Source organism: Streptomyces sp. NPDC048185, assembly GCF_043202495.1.
GTDB lineage: Bacteria > Actinomycetota > Actinomycetes > Streptomycetales > Streptomycetaceae > Streptomyces.
Genome location: NZ_JBIDAN010000012.1, coordinates 48225 through 66003 on the forward strand (window position 1 = coordinate 48225; position 17779 = coordinate 66003).

The window sequence follows — 17779 nt, forward strand, 5'->3', positions numbered from 1 at the left end:
CCGTACGGTGGGTGGACCAGCCACAGCAGGGCAGCTCAGGCATGCGGGCGTGGCCATGGGCCCCTGAGGCGCGCGCGGTTTGATGATCACCGTTTGGCGATCACAGCGGCGGAGCCGTCACGCAGTAGCAGCGGCAGCAGCTCACGGCCGCAGGCATTCTCCCTGCGGATCGAAGCAGACAAGGCCGTGTGCACGAGCCAGCGCAGCGGCGTACTCGGACACGTCGTCGGCCTTGCCGTAGGAGATGGCCAGGTACACGATCGGGCCCGATGCCTCCTCCATGACGGGTGCCGACGCCCATACGACGCCGTGGTCGGCGTCGTCCGGGTACCGCGCGAGGAGCGCTTCCACGTAGGCCGTGATGCGCGGCACCGGCGGCGCGACGACCGCATCCGACTCCAGGAAGCGCTCGTAGAGATCGTCGTAGACCGCACCCGCTTGATGATGATCGTGTGGGCGGTCGCCGTCCCACACCGCAAGGTCATAGCTCACCCGGGCATCGTCGCAGGCAGTCGCTCCGCCGAGCCAGCAGGTCTGCGAAACAGACCGCAGTTGAAGGAGAACCGGATGCTGCTGGAACGTGTCCGAGCGGCTCTCTTGCACGAGCCAGCGCAGCGGTGTACTCGTCAGCCCTGCCGTGCCTGATGGTCAGGTATGGCATCGGGCCCGACGGCCGGATCAGCTGACGCGCAGCTTCCTGCCCCACCGCTCGACGGCCTTCGCGTCGCAGTACTCGCACACCGGCGAGCGGGCGCCACGCCCGTATTTGTGGGTGGGCGGCGGCATGCGACGCACGGGCCGATCTGGTCGCCGGGGCAGATACGTGCGGAGGCGTCAGGCTCGGTGGGCGGCGGCACAGGGGCAGTCATCGTGGTTCCTCGTCTCGGCGGCCGGCGTCGGCTGCCTGCTCGCTGCACACCGTGCAGATGCGGGGCAGTACCGCCTGGATGCGGGCGAGGGCCTGCGCGCGTGCGGGAGGGGCCGGGGCCGGGTCCAGGCACGCAGGGTTGATGCCGTGCCGGGTGACCAGGTCGGCGGGCTCCATGGCGTCTCTCCGTTCGCCCACTGCCCTCTGACACTGAGCATGGACCGATTGCCAAGGAAGGTGGACCACTACGGCGTGATCGGAAGCAGCCGGACACGCGACCTGCAGCGGTCAGAGGTGGGCGTCGACAAACGCGGTGAGCTGGAATTTTGACATTGCACCGACTTTGGTCCCCGCCCCGGCACCGTTCTTGAACAGCATGAGGGTGGGGATACTTCGGATGCCGTACGCCGCTGACGTCGCCTGGTTCTCGTCCACGTTGATCTTTGCCACCTTGAGCCTGTCGCCGTAGTCCCCGGCCACCTCTTCGAGATGCGGGGCGATCACCTTGCACGGGCCACACCACGCCGCCCAGAAATCCACCAGCACGGGCCGGTCTGACTTGAGCACATCTCCCTCGAACGACGCATCGGTCACATGCACGATCTGCTCAGGCATCGGATCTCCTCACGGCGGCTGTCTACGAGATGCAGCACACCCAAGCGTCGCTTCCCGTAGTGATGGCTTCCACTCAACGCCGCCGAATAGAGCAGCCTCCGTGTAGGCACCTTCACCACCACGCGAGCCCTCCGTGAAGACGCCGTGGGCCCGGTTCAACTTCACTGGCAATCGGTCCAACTTCGTTGTCAGAGGACACCCACTGACCTCTGACAAACGATCTTGATCGATTGCCAAGCAATCTTGACGTTCGGCAGAGGTCGCTGATGGCGCTGATGGCCTCTTCTTGCGGCATGCCGCAGGCTGCGCTGTTGATAGTTGCGGGAAGCGGGGTCGGCTAGGCTCCGCTGACGTCTGCACCATTACGGACTGTGATGGTTCATCGCCTTACGGAAAGGGCTGAAGTGATGTCTGAATCCCGCGAGTTGCAGGTGGTGGCGTCTCCATTCGTCGGGACCCTTCATGCGGCGCCCCCGCAGCCGAACGCAAGTCCCTTCGTGGCGGTGGGCCAGTCCGTGCGAGAAGGCGACACGCTGTGCATTGTGGAGGCGCAGGGGTTGATGAACGAGATCCCGGCGGAAAGGGCCGGCGTCATCGCGGAGCGTCTGGTTGACCACGGCGCTCCCGTGGAGTACGACCAGCCGCTGTTCACCATCAAGTAGGGCGGGCCGGCCTGGACTGCGCGACTGGACGCCGAAGACCTCCGGCGCGCTCTCGTCAGCGCGCACTCGCCCGCGCGGCCGCCGGCGAGTAGCGGCTCCTGCAACGATCAGATCCCCCTCTGCTGCCGATCCGCAACAGCACCTCGCCCACCGGCTGGCGCCGTGACGCTTTTCGTGTGGACAAGCTCATCGACCTCCTGGTCATCGCGACGATCGCCTGGCGACTGACCAACCTCTCCCGCGACCGCGCCGACCGCGCCGACCGAGCAGCGGAGAAGGGTAGCCTGCGCACGCAAGCCGACGCCCTCATCGTCGCTGTCCTCGACCTCCGGCACGCGGCCGCCGTCAACCGCATCCTCTGGGAGTGGCACGCCAACCGAGTCCGCGAGACATTCCCGATGCGCATCACCCTCTCGGATCCCAGTAGACGGCTATCGGTCAAAGTCCAGTGACAATCGATCAAGATCGTTTGTCAGAGGTCACCCACCCCTGGGATTGCTGCGTGACCAGCACATCATAGAATCGAACATGTGAACGACCCAGGTCCGACCCGTCTCGTGCTGCTCCGCTTCCTGGAGCGCGTGCAGCTGCGTGACCTGGAACGCACCCGGCGGTGGATCGCCGACGAGGAGCGCCGCGAGGCCGAGCACCAGCGCGGTGTTGAGGCGAGTCCGGCCCCGCCCGACTGGCTTGTGGAACACGGCCTGAACGGACACAGCCCACCGGTCTACGTGCACGTCGGCGGCTGCTGGAATGTGGGGAAGCGCAGCAAGGGCATCGCACGGGACGAAGCCCGGCGCGCCCTGGCGGACGGGGTCAAACCGTGCCCGCAGTGCCGTCCCGATACCGCTCTGGGTGTCTTCGACTAGTGCTCTGACCGGGAAGGTTCGCCGGATTGGCGGATCATTCCTGCTCGGAGGCAGCAGCGAGGTGACGGCGGCAGAAGTCGGCAGCCGTGAGGTGGGGCCTGTGCAGCGCATCGCTGTAAAGCCGCATCTCACGAGCCGCTCGGTCCAAGTGCTGCCAGAAACTGAGGGGCAGGTCGCGGTCGTCACCGAGATCGACCAGGCAGTCGAAGGCGAGTCCCAGCTCGTTGTGCTCCAGGAACTCCAGCGTCGCTGAGAGATCGATGTCCGGCAGGCGTATGAGGTGGGCCCGGGCGGCGTCGAGGTGGTCACGGGTCTGATTCCAGCTGGCCTGCAGAGCCTCACGATCATCGGTCATGGCGCCAGTGTTGCCGGTGCCCTGACCGAGGTCACGCGACTTTCGTTGATCGTCCGCCCCAGCGCAGGCCCTTCTCGCTGCGGATGCGAGCACGCTCCTTGCGCTGGGCGGCAAGGACATGAGGGTGCCGGGCATTCTTGTCGCGCCATCGCAGGTAGGCGTGCAGGGCCCGGGTCTGGACAGTGTGGTTGCGGTGGTGGGAGTTGGCGACTGTGAACTGCCGCAGCGGCCCGAAGTGGGCCTCTATCGGGTTGGCCCAGGACGCGTAGGTCGGCGTGAAGCACAGCTCGACCCGGTTCTTCTTCGCCCAGCGCCGGATCATGTCGCCCTTGTGGGCGGAGAGGTTGTCCAAGATGACGTAGATGGGGGCACCGTCCGGGCGGGCCGCACGGATCGACCTGAGTGCGGCCAGGGTGTTGCCAGCTCCCTTCTTGCGGCGGTTGACGCCCCAGAGGGTGTCGTCGCCTACGGAATAGCAGCCGTGGAAGTAGCGGCCGCCGTGGGTGCGGTGGTAGGTGGCAGGGTGCCGTTCGGGGTGACCGGCCCGGGCCCAGGACGAGCCGGCGGTGGGCCGGAGACGAACCTTGCCGGTCAGAGCACTAGAGGACCGGGCAGCGCAGATCCCTGTGCGAGCGAACCGCGAGGGCCCGGGAGCGGGCAGATGCGAAGGGACTCCAAGGGCTGTGGCTCGGGATCCCCTGCTTGCGGGGGGCCCGGGGTGCTCATCTGGGTCACGGGTATCGGGGCATCGTGCACCGGTGTCTCGGGCTGACCAGATGAACGTCACGTACATGAACGCCGCTCCGTACCGCCGTGTCGACGGCCGTGGCCGCATGCTGCGCGCCGTGTGTGAGAGGGCCTGTTCGGGCTGCGAGCCTGCCGCGGCAGCTCGGTCAGGCGCCTGCCGTCCTGCCGTGAGCGGCAGGGCCCGGGCGTAGCGCCGCGACGGTGGCCTGGTCGTGGCCTGTCGATATGGAGGGGGCGGTGCGGCGGGAGGGGCGTGGTGCGGCGCCGGCGGGGTGCTGGGCTGCGGAAGTTGCGTCGGGGGGCGGGGGGTTGCGTACCTGGTCGAAGGTGCGGCCGAGGGTGACGGACAGGGCGAATTCGGTCTGGGTGTCGGCGTAGCGCCGCTCCAGGCTCCGCAGGTCTTCTTCGGCGGCGGCCAGGTCGTGGGCGGTGGCGGGGTCCTGGCCGTAGCGCGGGCCCTTGTCCAGGCGGGTGCGCAGTTCGGTGCAGGTGCGGCGTCGTGTGTCGATGAGTGAGGCCAGGGTGTTGAGGTCCTGGCGCAGCAGGTCTAGGGGGGCCAGGTATTGGCGCATCGCGTAGTGGCGGTGGCCGTCCCTCGGGGTGTTGGTGAGCTGCGGGATCAGGGTGGTGAGGGCTTGGTGGGTGGCGTCGAGATGGTTCTGTCGCAGGTGGGCGATGCGGGCTTCGCCGGTGGTGAGGGCGGGGGTGAGGTCGGCGGTGGCCTGTTGCTCGTCGTAGCCGTTCCAGGGCCCCCTTGCGGGGTCGTGCTGGGCGCGGCGTGCGGCGGCGATGTCCCAGATGCCTTCGTGGAAGGTGCGCTGGGCCTGGTCGAGGGCGCGGAGGGAGGTGGCCAGTTGGTGCAGGTGTCCGCGGGCGGCGTGGGTGGTCAGGTGCTCGTCGTGGAGGTGGGTGAGCACGGTGAGGTTTCGCTGGGCGGCTGCGACGGCTTCGCCTCTCTGGCGTGGTGTTCCCTCGGTGGTGTGGGCGCGGGCGAGGTCGTCGATGCGGTTCGTGTGGTCGGTTGTGTCCCAGGCGGCCTGCTCGGCGCCCCGGCCGGAGTGGCTGCGCCACAGCGCCGCGGCCTCGTGACGGGAGAGCGCCGGTGGTTCGGTGAGGGGGGTGAGCACGGCGCGCAGCACCGCCTGTGCCTGCGTCTGCGTTTCGGGCGGGCCGGGCGGCGGCCCGCCGCCGGGGGTGCGCAGGGCGAGGTGTTCTTTCAGGTATGCGGTGCGGGCCCGGTCCGTCCAGTCAGCGGTGTGAGGCCACAGCACAAGCACACGTTGCAGGTAGGCGTGGGCGGTGGCCCGGATACGGGCGGCGTCGGGGTGGTCCCGGGTGGCGGCCAGGGGCGCGGCGGTGTCGGGGTGCAGGGCAGCGATGCGCTCCAACAGCCGGTCGACAGGAGTACGCAGGTCGGTGCCGGGCCCGAACCGCGGGTCCAGTGTCCACGTGTCGAGGTCGTGCAGGAGCTTCCAGGCGGCGTGCAGGACGGCAAAGCTGTCACCGGTGGCGGGAGTGCGAGCCAGGGTTATCGCGTCCAGGACGGCGTTGGCCTCGGCGCGCAGCAACGTTCTTCCGAGGGTGGTGGAGGGGGTGTTGGTCGGGATGGGGAGCTGGTCCAGGACCGGGTCGCTGGGGGGTTCGCCCCAGACAGCCGCCCACAGCCGGCCGGCGCGGACCCAGTCCTCGGTGGCCGGCTCGTTAGGCACCCACGCCGAGACCTCGTCGACAGGCACGCGCAGCACAGAGTCCAGCCACTTCGCCTGGGCGTGCTCAATCAGACGCCTCAGGGCCGCACGAGGACGGCTGGGCCTCGGGCGGGAGGTGTCGAGCGGGACGGCGTACATGGGGGGTTTCACGTCCTGCCGCAGGGCGTTCACCGCGTCCGCACGCAGGACGCACAGCGGCAGCCGTGTCCAGGTGCGGCCGTCGGCAGTGGCACGGCAGGTGACGGCCAGCGGGCTGGAACTGCTGACCGTCAGAGCAAAGTGCAGCGCGGCGACCGCATCATCGGACAGCAGGTCCGGGCCGTCCTGCCCGCCGAGGAACTGATCGGTGTAGCGCGTCGTCAGCGAGTAGAGGCGCGGCACGGGAGTACCAGGCTCCAGGGGATCGCCCCCGCCCTTCGCCTCCTTCTGCCGTGCGGCGTCGGTATCCGGCATGCACGGAGGCTGCCACCAGGTGCGGCTCACTGGAGCGGGAAAGCGGCCGGCCTCCCGCCAGACGGGCAGGACGGTCGGACCGCCGGGGCTCGTGGTCCGTGTGCGACGACTGTGGGAGCCAGGGGGTATGCCGAACGTACGGTGACTGGCCCGGCGCCCGCCCAGCAGGGCCGTTGTCACAGGCGGCGGCTACCTTGCAGCTCAGCACAGAACCAAGGCATGTTGCAGGAAGTGGAGCGGCAATGGTCGTCGAGGTGGGGTACGCGCAGGCGTGGGACCTTTAACTCCTGCCTCCGCTGTTGCTCGGCAGCAACTACTCCTGAGTGGACGGCGTACAGGGATAGGCGGATGATGTTGCGCTTACGTCCAGCTCGGTGCCGTCCCCTTGGGGTCTCCGAACGGCACTGGCCGGCCGGTGAGGGCGTCCAGGAGGATGCGGTCACCGAGCGGCTGCGACAGTTCGACCCTCACGTTCTGTTCGATCATGTCGGCTGGGCATGTGCCGTTTTCGGCTCCCTTGATCGAGGCGTACAGCACTACGCTCTCGCCTGTCTCCAGCGCTTTGACGCTGGGGCCGTCGTCGCAGGATCCGTGAGTGGCCTTTACCGTTATGGAGCGACCATCTGCCGCCGTTCCGGCCAGCCGGGCGATGCTCCTGAGGCCGCCAGTAGCCCCTTGTCGGGCTTGTCCGATCGGCGGCTTGGGAAGCTTCGACGGGGTTACGGCGACACGCTTGAGCGGGGTGTCGTAGTCCTCCAGCGTGAACAGCCATGCAGGAACGGTTGCCTTGCCGCGGCTTGTCACGATGGTTGTCGTACCGAGCCGGGCCCCAGTCACGGTCAGGTGAGGGCCGGCGCTGCGGTTGAGGGCGAACGACTGGTATGCCTTCTTTGCCCCGATCAGTGGGCGGGCGAGATCTTTCCCGTTTCCCCAGTCCACCTTCCCGTGGGTGGGGGCCGTGCTGGGCAGATCGCCACCCAGGACGAAGTTCTTCGTTTCGTAGGCTCGCTCGTCTGCCTTGCTGTGCCAGCCGGATACCGGCTTCTGCACCGCGTCGGCCATCGGGTAGTAGCCCTGCGCCCAGGCAGCGGCGGCCGTAGATGCCCGCCAGGCATCGGCTACTTGACGGGCGCGTTCCTCCTGCATGCGCAGCGATTGATCGTTCGCATGACCATCGTCTGTGCCCTGATCATTGCCGCAACCTGCAAGGAGGCTCGTGCTCAGGAGTGATATCAACAGCATGCAGACGGAGCGCTTCGGCTGCGTATTCATGAGGTCCTCTGGGGTGGTCGAAGGGGGTGGGGGGTAGCTACGGAACACAAGGGCGCGGGGGCTCTTCTGCGCCCAGCGCTGCCCCAGTCCCACACCTTCGACGCGGAGGGGCGCGTTCGGGTTCAACTGACGGCCTCTCGCCGCCTGCTGCATTCATGTTGGTGTCGCAGGAGCGCAGGCAGCGAGAGGTCGTCCGTGGCCTAATAGACCTTCAGGCCTTCCCAGGAGAGCACCTTGTATACCGGCTCGTAGAAGCTGGAACGGTCCGCTTGGCTGTCTGAATCCCCGCAGGGCTGGTCGGCATAGCTGCCGCCCGAATTGATGCCCAGCGCCGTCTCACCGCTGAACAGGGGGCCTCCGCTGTCACCATGCACGGTGCAGTTGCTTGCCTCGATCATGTGGCGGAGCGTGGTGCCGTCGGTGTAGGTGACCGTCGCGTCCGTCGCCAGCACCATGCCCACGAGGTCCTGGCTCATGGTCCCTACGCGCTTGACCTTCTCCCCATCGAACGCGGAGGCAGAACGCGAGATCTGCCCTTCCGAGCCGTCCCTGTACTGGACCGTTCCGTACGGCGCGACGTCGCTGTTGCTGTACTCCACCACTCCGTAGTCGGACTGATTCACGTCGTTGCCGTAGACCCAGTCGATGGCTCTTCCGAGGGGAATGCCACCGCTCCACCTCGGGCACGGCAACCTGCCGCGTACCTACTGGAACACCACCCGGCACGCGGCGTTCGCGGATGCCTTCCATGAGGAGATCTTCCAGGACGCGGTCCCCGTACAGATGGCCACCCACCTGGTGTTCACACTGAACCCGTTGGCGGCCGCCGGCCTGCCCGCTTTCGCCGCCCTGCCGTCCAGCATCGATTTCCTCGCCGGCGCCGACATCGCGGTCGAGGTGGCCGCACTGGCCTGGCGCGCGGCTGGGCAGCCGGCGGTGACGCACACCGCTGCCTTCACGGAGCCGGTCGCCGCGGCCATCGCACCGCACTGGCCACAGGAGGCCAGCGCGGCCTACCGGGCCCGCTACGACGAAGCCGGATACCGGCTTGCCCCCGATACCGCACAGCCTGCCGCCGCCGGGCCCTACGCCGACCGGGCCGAGGAGATCCGCGCCATGGCCGACCGGCTCCTGACCGCCCGGGAACAGCGCACCCGGCCCGCGCAGCCGCCCACCGCACCGTCGCCGCCACGGCCACCGTCCCAGCGGCCCTCTCCCCCACCCGCACCGGGCCGGGGCCAAGGCCCGCGGTAGCGCCGACGCCCAGGATCTGCGCCTCGGTGGACCAGCTGGTGCGGATGCGCGGGGCACCCGCCGACGCGGGCTCTCGGTGCCTGTTCTGGAACTTTGCCGTGGGCGCGAGCGACAGACGCTGCGAACGCGCACGGCGCTGACGGCCAGGGTTCTGTTCACCTCACCGTCCTGCGTCCCGCAGCCGCGGCACGGCGCTGGGTGTCGCCGGTCAGGCAAGAGCCGTGCGGGTCATCGTCCGGACGCGGGTGAGGTAGGCAGTACACAAGGTCTCACCGACCGGGCAGCGTGTGCGCCCGCATTCGGTGCAGTTCTTCAGGTGGTCGACGTAGGCGGTGTAGTCGGCCCCGTGATGCTGGTCGGTGTCGCTCCGCGTGTCCACATCTGCTCCCCGTAACAGCGTCCTGCCTGCCTGCTTACCCATGATCGGAGCTGCGGCGGGGTCCGTAGCCGAAAGCCGCAATCCAGCCAGAAGAAGTCTGCTAGTGACTTGCCTGCGGCCCACACGTCCTGGACGGCGCGCAGGGCGGCGTCCACGCGGGCCATCGCCGTGGAGGCGGCAGACCAGGGCGCCCCCTGCGCGATGTGTCGGTGCCGTGTCGTACGGTCCAGCGGTGATCTCGCGACCGACGGGCCAGGCTCAGGGCCCCTATGACGCCGCTTTCCTGCCTCGGATGCTGATGCGTCTGCGGGAAGCCGAGGAGCCGGTGACGGTACCGGTGTCGAAGTTCTGCGGGCAGCCGGTGTGGCTTCAGGAGCCGGCGTGGCCGGTGGATGCGCAGACCGGCGAGCCGCTGGTGTTCATCGGCCAGTTCCGGGTGCCCGGGGACGAGGTACGTCTGGCGTACCTGTTCCTGGAGGAAGACGATGGGGTCATGGGCATGGACCCGACGTTCGGTGAAACCGTCGTGCTCATCCAGCCCGACGGCAGAGTGCCCCCGTTCGCAGTGATCGGGCCTGTCGGGACCCGGGGCCGGTCACTGTGGCGCTGGGGCCGTGACGAGACGCGGATCCCCGTGGAATGGCTCGTCGAACTGGAGCCCGTGCCGCCCGACATGGGTGCGGCAGCCGACCACCACGCCGCCTGGTGGCGGTTCATCCGGCACGAGGGCCCGGAGGTCGGCCTGCCGTCCGGCGACGAACCCGAAGACTTCCTCGGCGGCACCGCGGTACTGCCCAACGGCCGCGCCTGGGGCCTCGACGACGATGCGTGGCTGTTCCTGTGCCAGTTCACCGACCGCGGCGAGGAACCGGGCGACGATCCCTTCTTCCTCAACTTCGGCTACGGCAGCGGATTCCTCTTCCTCAGCCCCGACCACCGCGAAGGCCGCTTCCTCGCCGACTGCAGCTGACCCGTCCTGGTCCGCCCCGAGGGGGGCGGGCGTGGCGCCGGGCTACACACCTGGGGGCGGCAGCTGCTCTGGGCTGATGTCGTCGCGTACAGCTGGCACCAGGTACGTATTCGGATCCGGAGCTATTCCGCACGCACAGTCGTAAGCACACCGGACGATCGCGAGCCAAGGCGCAGCCCTTCACTGCCGCTCCAGGCGATGTGGCCGTCTCGCCACAGATCATGTAACAGAACGTGATGGGGGCCGGAGGGTCGGCCGGACTGTTGTCGCTGGTCAAGACGGCAGGTCTGCTCATTGTGCTGTCCCGAGGCATGAGCACGGTGCCTAGGAAAGATCCTTCCCATTGTGGACAAGCCGCACGGGGGGCACTCTCGAAACGTGGCGACCAGCCAGTGGACGCCCAGCCGCTCCCGCGCCGGTGTCGGGCTCTGTAGTGCGGGAGAGCACCATTGATCGAGGAGTACAGAGTGCAGCGCAAGATCAGCTTTGACCGTGACGGTGTGACCCTGGTGGGCAACCTGTTCACCCCGGACGGCTTCGATGAGAATGGCCGCTACCCGGCCGTGATCGTGCAGGGGTCGTTCACCTCGGTCAAGGAGCAGATGGCGGGGACCTACGCGGAGAGGTTCGCCGGGCAGGGCTTCGTCGCTCTGAGCTTCGACTACGCGCACTACGGAGAGAGCGAGGGCCAGCCGCGCCAGTACGAGTCGCCGGCCGAGAAGCTCAGTGATCTGAAGGCGGCGGTCACCTACTTGACCGGGCTCCCCTACGTGCAGGCCGTCGGCATGGTCGGGGTCTGCACGTCGGCGAGCAACGGCGTCTACCTTGCCGCACAGGACCCGCGCCTCAAGGGTCTGGCGACGATCGCCGGGTTCCTCGCCGACCCGGCCGTGTTTACCAATACCTACGGCGAGGACGGCCTGGCCGCGCGCCGCGAGCAGGCGACCGCGGCACGGAAGAGGTACGAGGAGAGCGGCGAGGCGACCCTCATCACGGTCTACAGCGAGACCGACAAGGACGCGGCGAACTACACCCCGGTCGAGGGCGCCTACGACTACTACACCAACGCCTCACGCGGCAACGTTCCGCAGTACAGGAACGATCTGGACGTCTCCTCGTGGACGACCTGGCTCACCCTCGACGCGCTGGGCCAAGCCCCGTCCGTCACCACCCCGACGATCGTCGTGCACTCCAACGACAGCGCCCTGCCCGAGAACGCCAAAAAGCTCCACGAGTCCGTCCAGGGCCCCAAGGAACTCGTCTGGTCCGACGGGAATCACTACAACTACTACGACTCGCCGAAGCAGATCGACAACGCCGTCGCGCACGTGACCCGCTTCTTCCGCACCCACCTCACCGAGAGCCAGCCGGCGTGACCCCCGGCCCCCCACCTGCCCCGCGAGGCGCCGTGTCCCGGGACCACGACTGATCCCGGAGCACGGCCGAAGGCTGTGAAAGACATGAGCGCGAAGAGCCCGCACCTCGAAGAGCTCGGCCAGTTCCTGAAGGCACGCCGCAGCGAACTCAACCCCGCCGACCTGGGGCTTCCCCCGGGAGAGCCTGGGTCCCGCCGCGTGTCCGGACTGCGGCGCGAAGAGGTCGCGGCGCTGGTCGCGATCAGCCAGGACTACTACGCCCGTATCGAGCAAGGACGGCTCGCCCCCTCCGAACCCGTTCTCGAAGCCCTCTGTGACGCTCTGCGCCTCACACCCGACCAGCGCACCTACGCCGAGAACCTCGCCCGGCAGGCCGAACGCCGCACCCCGCCCAGGAGCCGCTCGACACCGGTACGCCCACAGCTGCAACGCCTCCTGGACCAGCTGACCGACACCCCGGCGTTCGTGGTGGGCAAGTACCTCGACATCCTCGCCTGGAACCCGCTCGCCGCGACCCTCCTGCTCGACATCGACAAGAAGCCCGCCAAGGAGCGCAACCACATCCGGATGCTGTTCACCGACCCCCGGATGAAGGACTACTACGACGACTGGGAGGCGATGGCCCGCGACGGCGTCGCACTGCTGCGCATGCAGGCCGCCGACCACCCCACCGATCCGCAGCTGACCTCGCTTGTGGGAGAGATGTCAGTAGTCAGCCCGCAGTTCCGGCGATGGTGGGCAGCCCGCAACGTCGCCCAACCGAAGTTCGGCACCAAGACCATCCGCCACCCCGACCTCGGAGACCTCACCTTCGACTGGGACAGCTTCCACTGGTCCGGTGACCCCGACCAGCACCTGACCATGTGGTCAAGCGCGCCCGGCTCGCCCACCCACGAAAAGCTCCGCATCCTCAGCTCCTGGCTCGCAACCGCACCAGCCCGCAACGACACCGAGAAGAGAGCCGGAGCTTAAAGGTTGTCCCGTAACCACGGCCCATCCCCGCGGGGCGGGGCACTCCGCGCTCCCGGGGCTACCCGAAGATGAGCTCGGCGTCCTTGTCCACGCAGAACCGCAGGACGGTGATCAACTGCCTGACGTCTTCGATGCGCCGTCGGATGACAGGGTCGCTGTCGTCAGACTGCTGCTGGTCGAGAATCGTTTCCAGACGGGGCAGCATGGCCGCGCATTGAGCTGGCGTCAGGTCGGGGCCGTCGTCGTCTGGATGGTTGAGCAGTGGCGCCAGCGTGGTGGAGACACTGCGCCACTGGCGCTCTCCGCCGAACCCGTTCATTTCGGTGAGGGTGAACCCCTCGGCCTGAGCCAACCACTTCCTGAACATGCTGAAGCCGGTGTATGACCAGGAGACGTCCGGACTCGCCACATCGTCGTCGCCCGGGAAGAGCATCAGTCCCACCTTGTCCCCCCTTGGTTGTTCGTAGCCCAGGATCGCCATGAGGAAGGGTGCCGGCAACTGAAATGATCTCCGGATGGCCGGTGTAATCACGGCGTCGGAGCCGTCCTGGATAGCCCCGTTCACCGGGCTGAGCCCACGCTGTTTCGGCAAGCTGGTGACGGCTGTGCGCCGCGAGACTGCGGCCAAAGAGCACCGCGGACGCCCCTGGGGGCTGCCGCTGGAGGACCGCATCCTGCTGGTCGTCGCGTATTGGCGCACGAACTTGACGATGCGCCAGCTCGCTCCGCTGTTCGGCATCTCGAAGTCGGCGGCCGACCGGATCATCGTCCACCTCGGGCCCAAGCTCGCGCTCCAGCCGCACAAGCGGTTCGCGAAGGACACCGTGCTCATCGTGGACGGCACCCTGGTCCCCACCCGGGATCGCACGATCGCCGAGCAGTCGAAGACATCTCATGTCGTCGGAGGTCAACTCAGTGTGTGGCCGTCTCACCTCCGACCCCAGTGGTCAGAGGTGAGGTGCCTCGTCTGTCGGAGCCACCCGGTAGCATCGCGGCGCGTCGTAAGGCGGACACCAGAGAGGGTCGAATATGCAGGTCGCCGGCGTGGAGATCCGGGTGAATCATCCTGTTCTGGCGTTGGGGTCGACCGACTGGCTGCCGGTATTGGAGCTGAGAGGCGAGGCCGCAGTCGGGTGTGACACTCATGTGGCAATTCGGGTTCAGGCTCAGGTTCGACTCATCAAGGTCCGGCTCTTCACCGATCCGCTCGACGAGGCGCCAGGGCCGGATCCTTCCTTCGCGACCGTCTTCGAGGGTCCGATCTCGTTGGCTGATGGACGGTTGGTCATCGGTGATGTCATGGGTGTGACGCGCTTCGTGAGCCTCATCGGTGAAGGGGGCAGGCGGCAGATCCGTGTCGCTGTTGACGAGCCTGGCTGGAGCGCGGCCGCAGTCGACATCTTCGTGGGCCCGCGGCTTTAGGCAGCGAGCGCGACGGGTGCGGCGAAGGCCCGTTCGGGGTCGTAGAGCATGCGGTTTCGCAGGCAGTGGTAGAGGCAGCCGAGCAGCTTGTTGAACAGGTTCCTGAGAGCTGCGGTATGGCGTTCTCCACCAGCTCTCCGTCGGTCGTAGTGGGCTCGTGGAGCCTGCGTTCGGAGGGCTGCAAAGGCCCACATGTGCCCGGCTGAGGCCAGTCGCTGGTTTTTGACGGTCCGGGCCACGACCACGTGGCTTCGCCCGGAGGCTCGCGTCACGGGTGCCGCGCCGGCGTATGCCTTCAGGGCTCTGGCGTCCGCGAAGCGTTCGCGGTCGTCTCCGATCTCGGCGAGGACGCGTGCCCCGGACAGCACAGACAGCCCCGGGAAGCTTGTGATGATGTCTGCGTCAGGGTGTGCAAGGAATGCCTCTTCCGTCGCCGCCGCGAGCTGAGTGACGCTGAGGCAGGCAGCGTCGACCTGTCGGACGAGCGCCACTGTCTGACGTCCCAGAGCCTTATCGACCTGCGGCAGTTGCCGCAGGTAGTCGGCTCGGAAGATTGCCCGAAGCCGCTCGACTTCGGCTTCGATTCCGCAGCGTGGGCGCTCGCCCCGTTTGAGCAGCGCACGCAACTGGCTGCGGGTCAGCCTGGCGGCGTCGGCCGACGTGGGTGCGGCAGTTAGGATCACGCGGGCGCGTGGTGAGTCGAGTCCGGGCTTGCCGGCGCCGTGGAAAGCGGCAAGGGCAGCTGGGTAGTACTCGCGCAGATGTGACCGGAGCCGGTTGATCATCTGCTGCCGGTCCCAGATTGCATCCTGATGAGCGCGGGCCAGAACGGCGACGGCCTGTCCGGCCTCGCTGTCGTCAGGCAAGGGACGATGGGCGTGTCGATCGGTGCGCAGGATGTTGGCCAGCACCCGGGCGTCCGCTGCGTCTGACTTGGCTCGAGAGACGCTGCCGCGATCGCGATAGCGGGCTGCGGCCAGTGGGTTGATCGCGTAGATCTGGCGGCCGGTGGCCCGCAGGCCGGCGACGAGGAGCCCGCGCGGCGTCTCGATGGCGACAGGAATCGGGTCCTCTGCGCTGTCACCGTGCTGGGTCAGGAGCTCTATAAGTGCGTAGAAGCCCGCGCTGTCGTCGCTGATCCGCAGCTTGGCCACCTGGGTTCCGTCCTGGTCGACGAGGGCTATGTCGTGGTGGCCCTCCGCCCAGTCGATGCCGCAAAAGATCTTATTCAAGCCGGTTACCTCCGTACGAATCTGCAGCTCAGTCCAGTCCCATGCAGAGCACGCGGCGCTCTAATAGAAGTGCTCCAGGCACGCCATCTCATGAGCCGTTCGTGTCTCCAGCGACCGACAGGGACCTCGGTCTGCTGGAGAGCTCATGGGGCTCGCGAACTGCTGAGAGGTGGCCCCTGTCGGCGGGCTGAGGACATGAATACCGCTGATCCGAGCTTCTGCCGGACGGGACCGGTCTTAGACGAGAGATCAAGGTCCCGGAACTACCGAAGGTCTCCGCCCGGCAGGGCAAGGTGCGAGGTGGAACCAGTCCTGGAAGGGAAGCAGCTTCCCGCCTCGCATGGTGCCTCTTGCGCTTACGCGCTCGGGGCCACCGGTGACCTATTAGAACTACCGCTACTCCACAGCCCACCAGGTCGTCATCGACGCCGACACCCGGCTGGTCGTCGTGGTCGGCCGTCCTCTGCCCGGCAACCGGCACGACTCCCGCGGCTGGGAGGAATCCGGTGCCAAGGACGCCGTCGGCAAGACCGTGACCATCGCCGACGGCGGCTACCAGGGCACCGGCCTGGTCATCCCGCACCGCAGGTCCAAGAGCGAGGGTCTGCCTGCTTGGAAGGAAGAACACAACCGCTCCCACAAGCGCGTCCGGGCCCGCGTCGAGCACGCCTTCGCCCGCATGAAGAGCTGGAAGATCCTGCGCGACTGCCGCCTCAAGGGCGACGGCATCCACTACGCCATGCTCGGCATCGCTCGCCTGCACAACCTCAACCTCGCTGGATGACAAGTGAGTTCATGCAGCGGTCGACCATGTCAAAACCGACCTCGAGATCAGTTACGGGACAGCCTTTAGTCTGGCCCGCTGGCGGCCTCCGAGATCATTACAGGCAGCGCATCCCCTTTGTTGCGTTGAATGCAACATCGAGGCACCACAGTGCTGGCCTCCTGAGGAGCCAGTTCAGCGGTGCTACTGCTATGTCCGAGCACCGCCCTCAGCTGGCGGTTCGTCCGATTCGCCGAACTTCGGCACTTGCATCGGATGCATCTCGGCTCGAATGCGCAGGTAGCGGACGAGGTGGCGGTAGCGACCCTCGTCCACCGCGGTGTCCCCGGCGAACTCGACCACGACGTCGGGCACGACCGGCCGGTGGTCGAGCGCCTCGCGGGCGCCCCAGCCGACGGAGAAACGGCGGTGCTGCCACGGATGCTCGGCGCCGCCCGGGGAGAGCAGGCTGCCGACCTCGCGCCGCGCCGTCGCCGACAGGGATGCCGTCCGCGCGATGAACCGCAGCCGGCCCGCCTGATCGTAACGGCCCAGCAGCAGCGTCTACGGCGCGGCCACCCGGCCCGTCACCGAGGCGACCACCGCCTCCGCACTGGCACGGGCACGCACCCTGCTGGGTGTCACCCCCCGGTGGGAGACTGCCGGCAGTTGAGCAGCGCCGTGCAACTGGTCCCGCAGGTAGACCGCCGACCAGTCCAGGCTCGCGCCCTCCGCGAACACCGCGCGGCGCGCATTCGCGCGGCCTCGGCCTTCTACACATGGACGGGGCACTGCATGTGCTCGGTCGCCTCGGTTCCTCGGCCGCCCCGGATGCTGTGGGCAGGGACTACCAGACACTCACTGCCGGAATCCGGAGCGAGGAAGCCGTAGTAGACGGCGGCCTTGATCGCTCGGCTGACCTGTTGCCGGGTGGGCTGCGTGATCTCGCCCGTGCTCGGCTCGATGGTCATCAGGCAGGTGGCGACCTCACCGGGCCGGAAATTGGCGTGGCCGTTCCGGAGGTGGCGGCCGTAGGCGAGCGAGGCGACGCGAAACCACAGAGGGAGGCGAGAGTTACCGGCGCGCTCCTCCCACGTCTGCTGGTAGTGCATGGCGAAGGGGTGGGCAACTGCCACGAGGGCGACCTCCTGTCGAGAGACCGAGGCAGCACATGGCTGCCTCGGCGTGACGGTGGGAAATCGCGCGTACCGCTCGCGCTCGGGTGCCCTCCGCTTCTCCTGCGAGCCCCTGGGGATGGCGGCCTCTCGGAGTGGCCGGCTCTACCCCGCTGAACGGCGGGAGCCACGGGGCCCGCTCTCAAACAGAGCGGGGGTGTTGTCATACCTCAGCGATACGGTCCGCCCGTGGGACGTAAGCGTGTTGTTGATGAGTTCAGCCCGGAAGCCTGGTGCGAGGCGTGTGACGACCTGATCGACTTCGAGGAGCCGGGAAGGGCGAAAGGGCACTGCGCCGAGTGCGGCCCCGCCTACCGGCAGGCTCGCCGATACGGCATCACGATCCAAAAGATGAACGCCATCCTGAGAGTCCAGGACGACTCGTGCGCAATCTGCGGCGAATACCCCGGCGACAACGGGATGGAAGGCATCTCGTACTGGCAGATAGACCACGATCATGCCTGCTGCAACAGGGTGGGGTCCTGCGGGCGCTGTGTTCGCGGCCTGCTCTGCAAGCCTTGCAACATGCGAGGCGTCTCCTGGTACGAACAACTGCCGGACGACAGGCGCGACTGGCCGCGCATGAACGCCTACCTGGCCGGGGGGGGGGGCGGGGCGGGGCGGGGGGGGGGGGGGGGGGGGGGGGGGGGCGGGGCGGGCGCGGGGGGGGGGGGGGGGGCGGGGCG

At 67.9% G+C, this 17779-nt stretch carries 20 protein-coding genes and 3 pseudogenes (1 of these 23 running past the window's edge); 11 read left to right on the forward strand and 12 right to left on the reverse strand.

The features are described from left to right. Nucleotides 1-141: 141 nt before the first annotated feature. The 3 genes from ACGF3H_RS28990 to trxA form a co-directional block, all read right to left on the reverse strand. Nucleotides 142-603, reverse strand: a complete 462-nt coding sequence (locus ACGF3H_RS28990; protein WP_362499705.1) for a hypothetical protein — start codon at nucleotides 601-603, stop codon at nucleotides 142-144. Between the two features lie 262 nt (nucleotides 604-865). Next, the gene (locus ACGF3H_RS28995; protein WP_362499707.1) at nucleotides 866-1045 is read right to left on the reverse strand and encodes a hypothetical protein; all 180 of its coding nucleotides are present in this window, start codon (nucleotides 1043-1045) and stop codon (nucleotides 866-868) included. A 111-nt stretch (nucleotides 1046-1156) separates the two neighbouring features. Next, the gene (trxA, locus tag ACGF3H_RS29000; RefSeq protein WP_362499709.1) at nucleotides 1157-1483 is read right to left on the reverse strand and encodes a thioredoxin TrxA; all 327 of its coding nucleotides are present in this window, start codon (nucleotides 1481-1483) and stop codon (nucleotides 1157-1159) included. Between the two features lie 407 nt (nucleotides 1484-1890). On the opposite strand from trxA, the gene ACGF3H_RS29005 reads away from it, so the two are divergent. From ACGF3H_RS29005 to ACGF3H_RS29015, 3 genes are all read left to right on the forward strand, one after another. Further along, nucleotides 1891-2145, forward strand: coding sequence for a biotin/lipoyl-containing protein (locus tag ACGF3H_RS29005; RefSeq protein ID WP_362499711.1), 255 nt, complete (start codon nucleotides 1891-1893; stop codon nucleotides 2143-2145). A 176-nt stretch (nucleotides 2146-2321) separates the two neighbouring features. After that, nucleotides 2322-2597: a hypothetical protein gene (locus ACGF3H_RS29010; RefSeq protein ID WP_362499713.1), complete on the forward strand. Its 276-nt coding sequence runs from the start codon at nucleotides 2322-2324 to the stop codon at nucleotides 2595-2597. 78 nt (nucleotides 2598-2675) lie between these two features. After that, nucleotides 2676-3014 carry a DUF6233 domain-containing protein gene (locus tag ACGF3H_RS29015; RefSeq protein WP_362499715.1) on the forward strand — a complete coding sequence of 113 codons (339 nt, stop codon included), beginning with the start codon at nucleotides 2676-2678 and terminating at the stop codon, nucleotides 3012-3014. 34 nt (nucleotides 3015-3048) lie between these two features. Here the strand turns inward: ACGF3H_RS29015 and ACGF3H_RS29020 are convergent, their stop codons facing one another. From ACGF3H_RS29020 to ACGF3H_RS29040, 5 genes and pseudogenes are all read right to left on the reverse strand, one after another. Continuing rightward, nucleotides 3049-3369 carry a MafI family immunity protein gene (locus ACGF3H_RS29020; RefSeq protein WP_362499716.1) on the reverse strand — a complete coding sequence of 107 codons (321 nt, stop codon included), beginning with the start codon at nucleotides 3367-3369 and terminating at the stop codon, nucleotides 3049-3051. Nucleotides 3370-3400: 31 nt separating this feature from the next. Continuing rightward, nucleotides 3401-3958: pseudogene (locus ACGF3H_RS29025) on the reverse strand (transposase); the annotation flags it as partial. A 304-nt stretch (nucleotides 3959-4262) separates the two neighbouring features. Continuing rightward, nucleotides 4263-6278 carry a hypothetical protein gene (locus ACGF3H_RS29030; RefSeq protein WP_362499718.1) on the reverse strand — a complete coding sequence of 672 codons (2016 nt, stop codon included), beginning with the start codon at nucleotides 6276-6278 and terminating at the stop codon, nucleotides 4263-4265. Nucleotides 6279-6638: 360 nt separating this feature from the next. Next, nucleotides 6639-7550 carry a hypothetical protein gene (locus ACGF3H_RS29035; protein WP_362499720.1) on the reverse strand — a complete coding sequence of 304 codons (912 nt, stop codon included), beginning with the start codon at nucleotides 7548-7550 and terminating at the stop codon, nucleotides 6639-6641. Nucleotides 7551-7750: 200 nt separating this feature from the next. Continuing rightward, nucleotides 7751-8173, reverse strand: a complete 423-nt coding sequence (locus ACGF3H_RS29040) for a S1 family peptidase (RefSeq protein WP_362499722.1) — start codon at nucleotides 8171-8173, stop codon at nucleotides 7751-7753. A gap of 22 nt (nucleotides 8174-8195) precedes the next feature. Here ACGF3H_RS29040 and ACGF3H_RS29045 point away from each other — a divergent pair, with 22 nt between their 5' ends. Further along, complete coding sequence (locus tag ACGF3H_RS29045; RefSeq protein WP_362499723.1) at nucleotides 8196-8804, forward strand: hypothetical protein; 609 nt, start codon at nucleotides 8196-8198, stop codon at nucleotides 8802-8804. Between the two features lie 208 nt (nucleotides 8805-9012). Here ACGF3H_RS29045 and ACGF3H_RS29050 read toward each other — a convergent pair whose 3' ends face one another. Further along, nucleotides 9013-9183, reverse strand: a complete 171-nt coding sequence (locus tag ACGF3H_RS29050; protein WP_393816554.1) for a hypothetical protein — start codon at nucleotides 9181-9183, stop codon at nucleotides 9013-9015. Between the two features lie 292 nt (nucleotides 9184-9475). On the opposite strand from ACGF3H_RS29050, the gene ACGF3H_RS29055 reads away from it, so the two are divergent. The 3 genes from ACGF3H_RS29055 to ACGF3H_RS29065 all read left to right on the forward strand — a co-directional run bounded on the left by ACGF3H_RS29055 (nucleotide 9476) and on the right by ACGF3H_RS29065 (nucleotide 12501). Continuing rightward, nucleotides 9476-10153, forward strand: a complete 678-nt coding sequence (locus ACGF3H_RS29055; RefSeq protein WP_362499724.1) for a hypothetical protein — start codon at nucleotides 9476-9478, stop codon at nucleotides 10151-10153. Between the two features lie 467 nt (nucleotides 10154-10620). Next, complete coding sequence (locus tag ACGF3H_RS29060) at nucleotides 10621-11529, forward strand: alpha/beta hydrolase (RefSeq protein WP_362499725.1); 909 nt, start codon at nucleotides 10621-10623, stop codon at nucleotides 11527-11529. Nucleotides 11530-11613: 84 nt separating this feature from the next. Next, nucleotides 11614-12501, forward strand: a complete 888-nt coding sequence (locus ACGF3H_RS29065; RefSeq protein ID WP_362499726.1) for a helix-turn-helix transcriptional regulator — start codon at nucleotides 11614-11616, stop codon at nucleotides 12499-12501. Between the two features lie 58 nt (nucleotides 12502-12559). Here the strand turns inward: ACGF3H_RS29065 and ACGF3H_RS29070 are convergent, their stop codons facing one another. After that, nucleotides 12560-12982 (reverse strand): hypothetical protein, encoded by a 423-nt coding sequence (locus ACGF3H_RS29070; RefSeq protein WP_362499727.1) that lies wholly within the window; start codon nucleotides 12980-12982, stop codon nucleotides 12560-12562. 34 nt (nucleotides 12983-13016) lie between these two features. Here ACGF3H_RS29070 and ACGF3H_RS29075 point away from each other — a divergent pair. Beyond that, nucleotides 13017-13388: pseudogene (locus ACGF3H_RS29075) on the forward strand (transposase family protein); the annotation flags it as partial. A 142-nt stretch (nucleotides 13389-13530) separates the two neighbouring features. Then, a complete protein-coding gene (locus ACGF3H_RS29080) occupies nucleotides 13531-13923 on the forward strand; it encodes a hypothetical protein (protein ID WP_030223453.1) in 393 nt (130 codons plus the stop codon). Here the strand turns inward: ACGF3H_RS29080 and ACGF3H_RS29085 are convergent. Continuing rightward, entirely contained in the window at nucleotides 13920-15155 is a 1236-nt protein-coding gene (locus ACGF3H_RS29085; RefSeq protein ID WP_362499728.1) for an IS110 family transposase, read from the reverse strand. The two genes, ACGF3H_RS29080 and ACGF3H_RS29085, sit on opposite strands and share 4 nt — an antisense overlap. A 388-nt stretch (nucleotides 15156-15543) precedes the next feature. Here ACGF3H_RS29085 and ACGF3H_RS29090 point away from each other — a divergent pair. Next, nucleotides 15544-15939: pseudogene (locus ACGF3H_RS29090) on the forward strand (transposase); the annotation flags it as partial. Nucleotides 15940-16691: 752 nt separating this feature from the next. On the opposite strand, the gene ACGF3H_RS29095 reads toward ACGF3H_RS29090, so the two are convergent. Continuing rightward, entirely contained in the window at nucleotides 16692-17054 is a 363-nt protein-coding gene (locus ACGF3H_RS29095; protein WP_362499729.1) for a hypothetical protein, read from the reverse strand. Nucleotides 17055-17282: 228 nt separating this feature from the next. Between ACGF3H_RS29095 and ACGF3H_RS29100 the strand changes: the two genes are divergently transcribed. Further along, a protein-coding gene (locus ACGF3H_RS29100; RefSeq protein WP_393816555.1) for an endonuclease domain-containing protein crosses the window boundary here: on the forward strand, nucleotides 17283-17779 show its 5' portion. Its footprint extends 199 nt past the window's final position; 497 of the gene's 696 nt are visible here — the first part of the coding sequence; the start codon lies at nucleotides 17283-17285; its stop codon lies beyond the right edge, outside the window.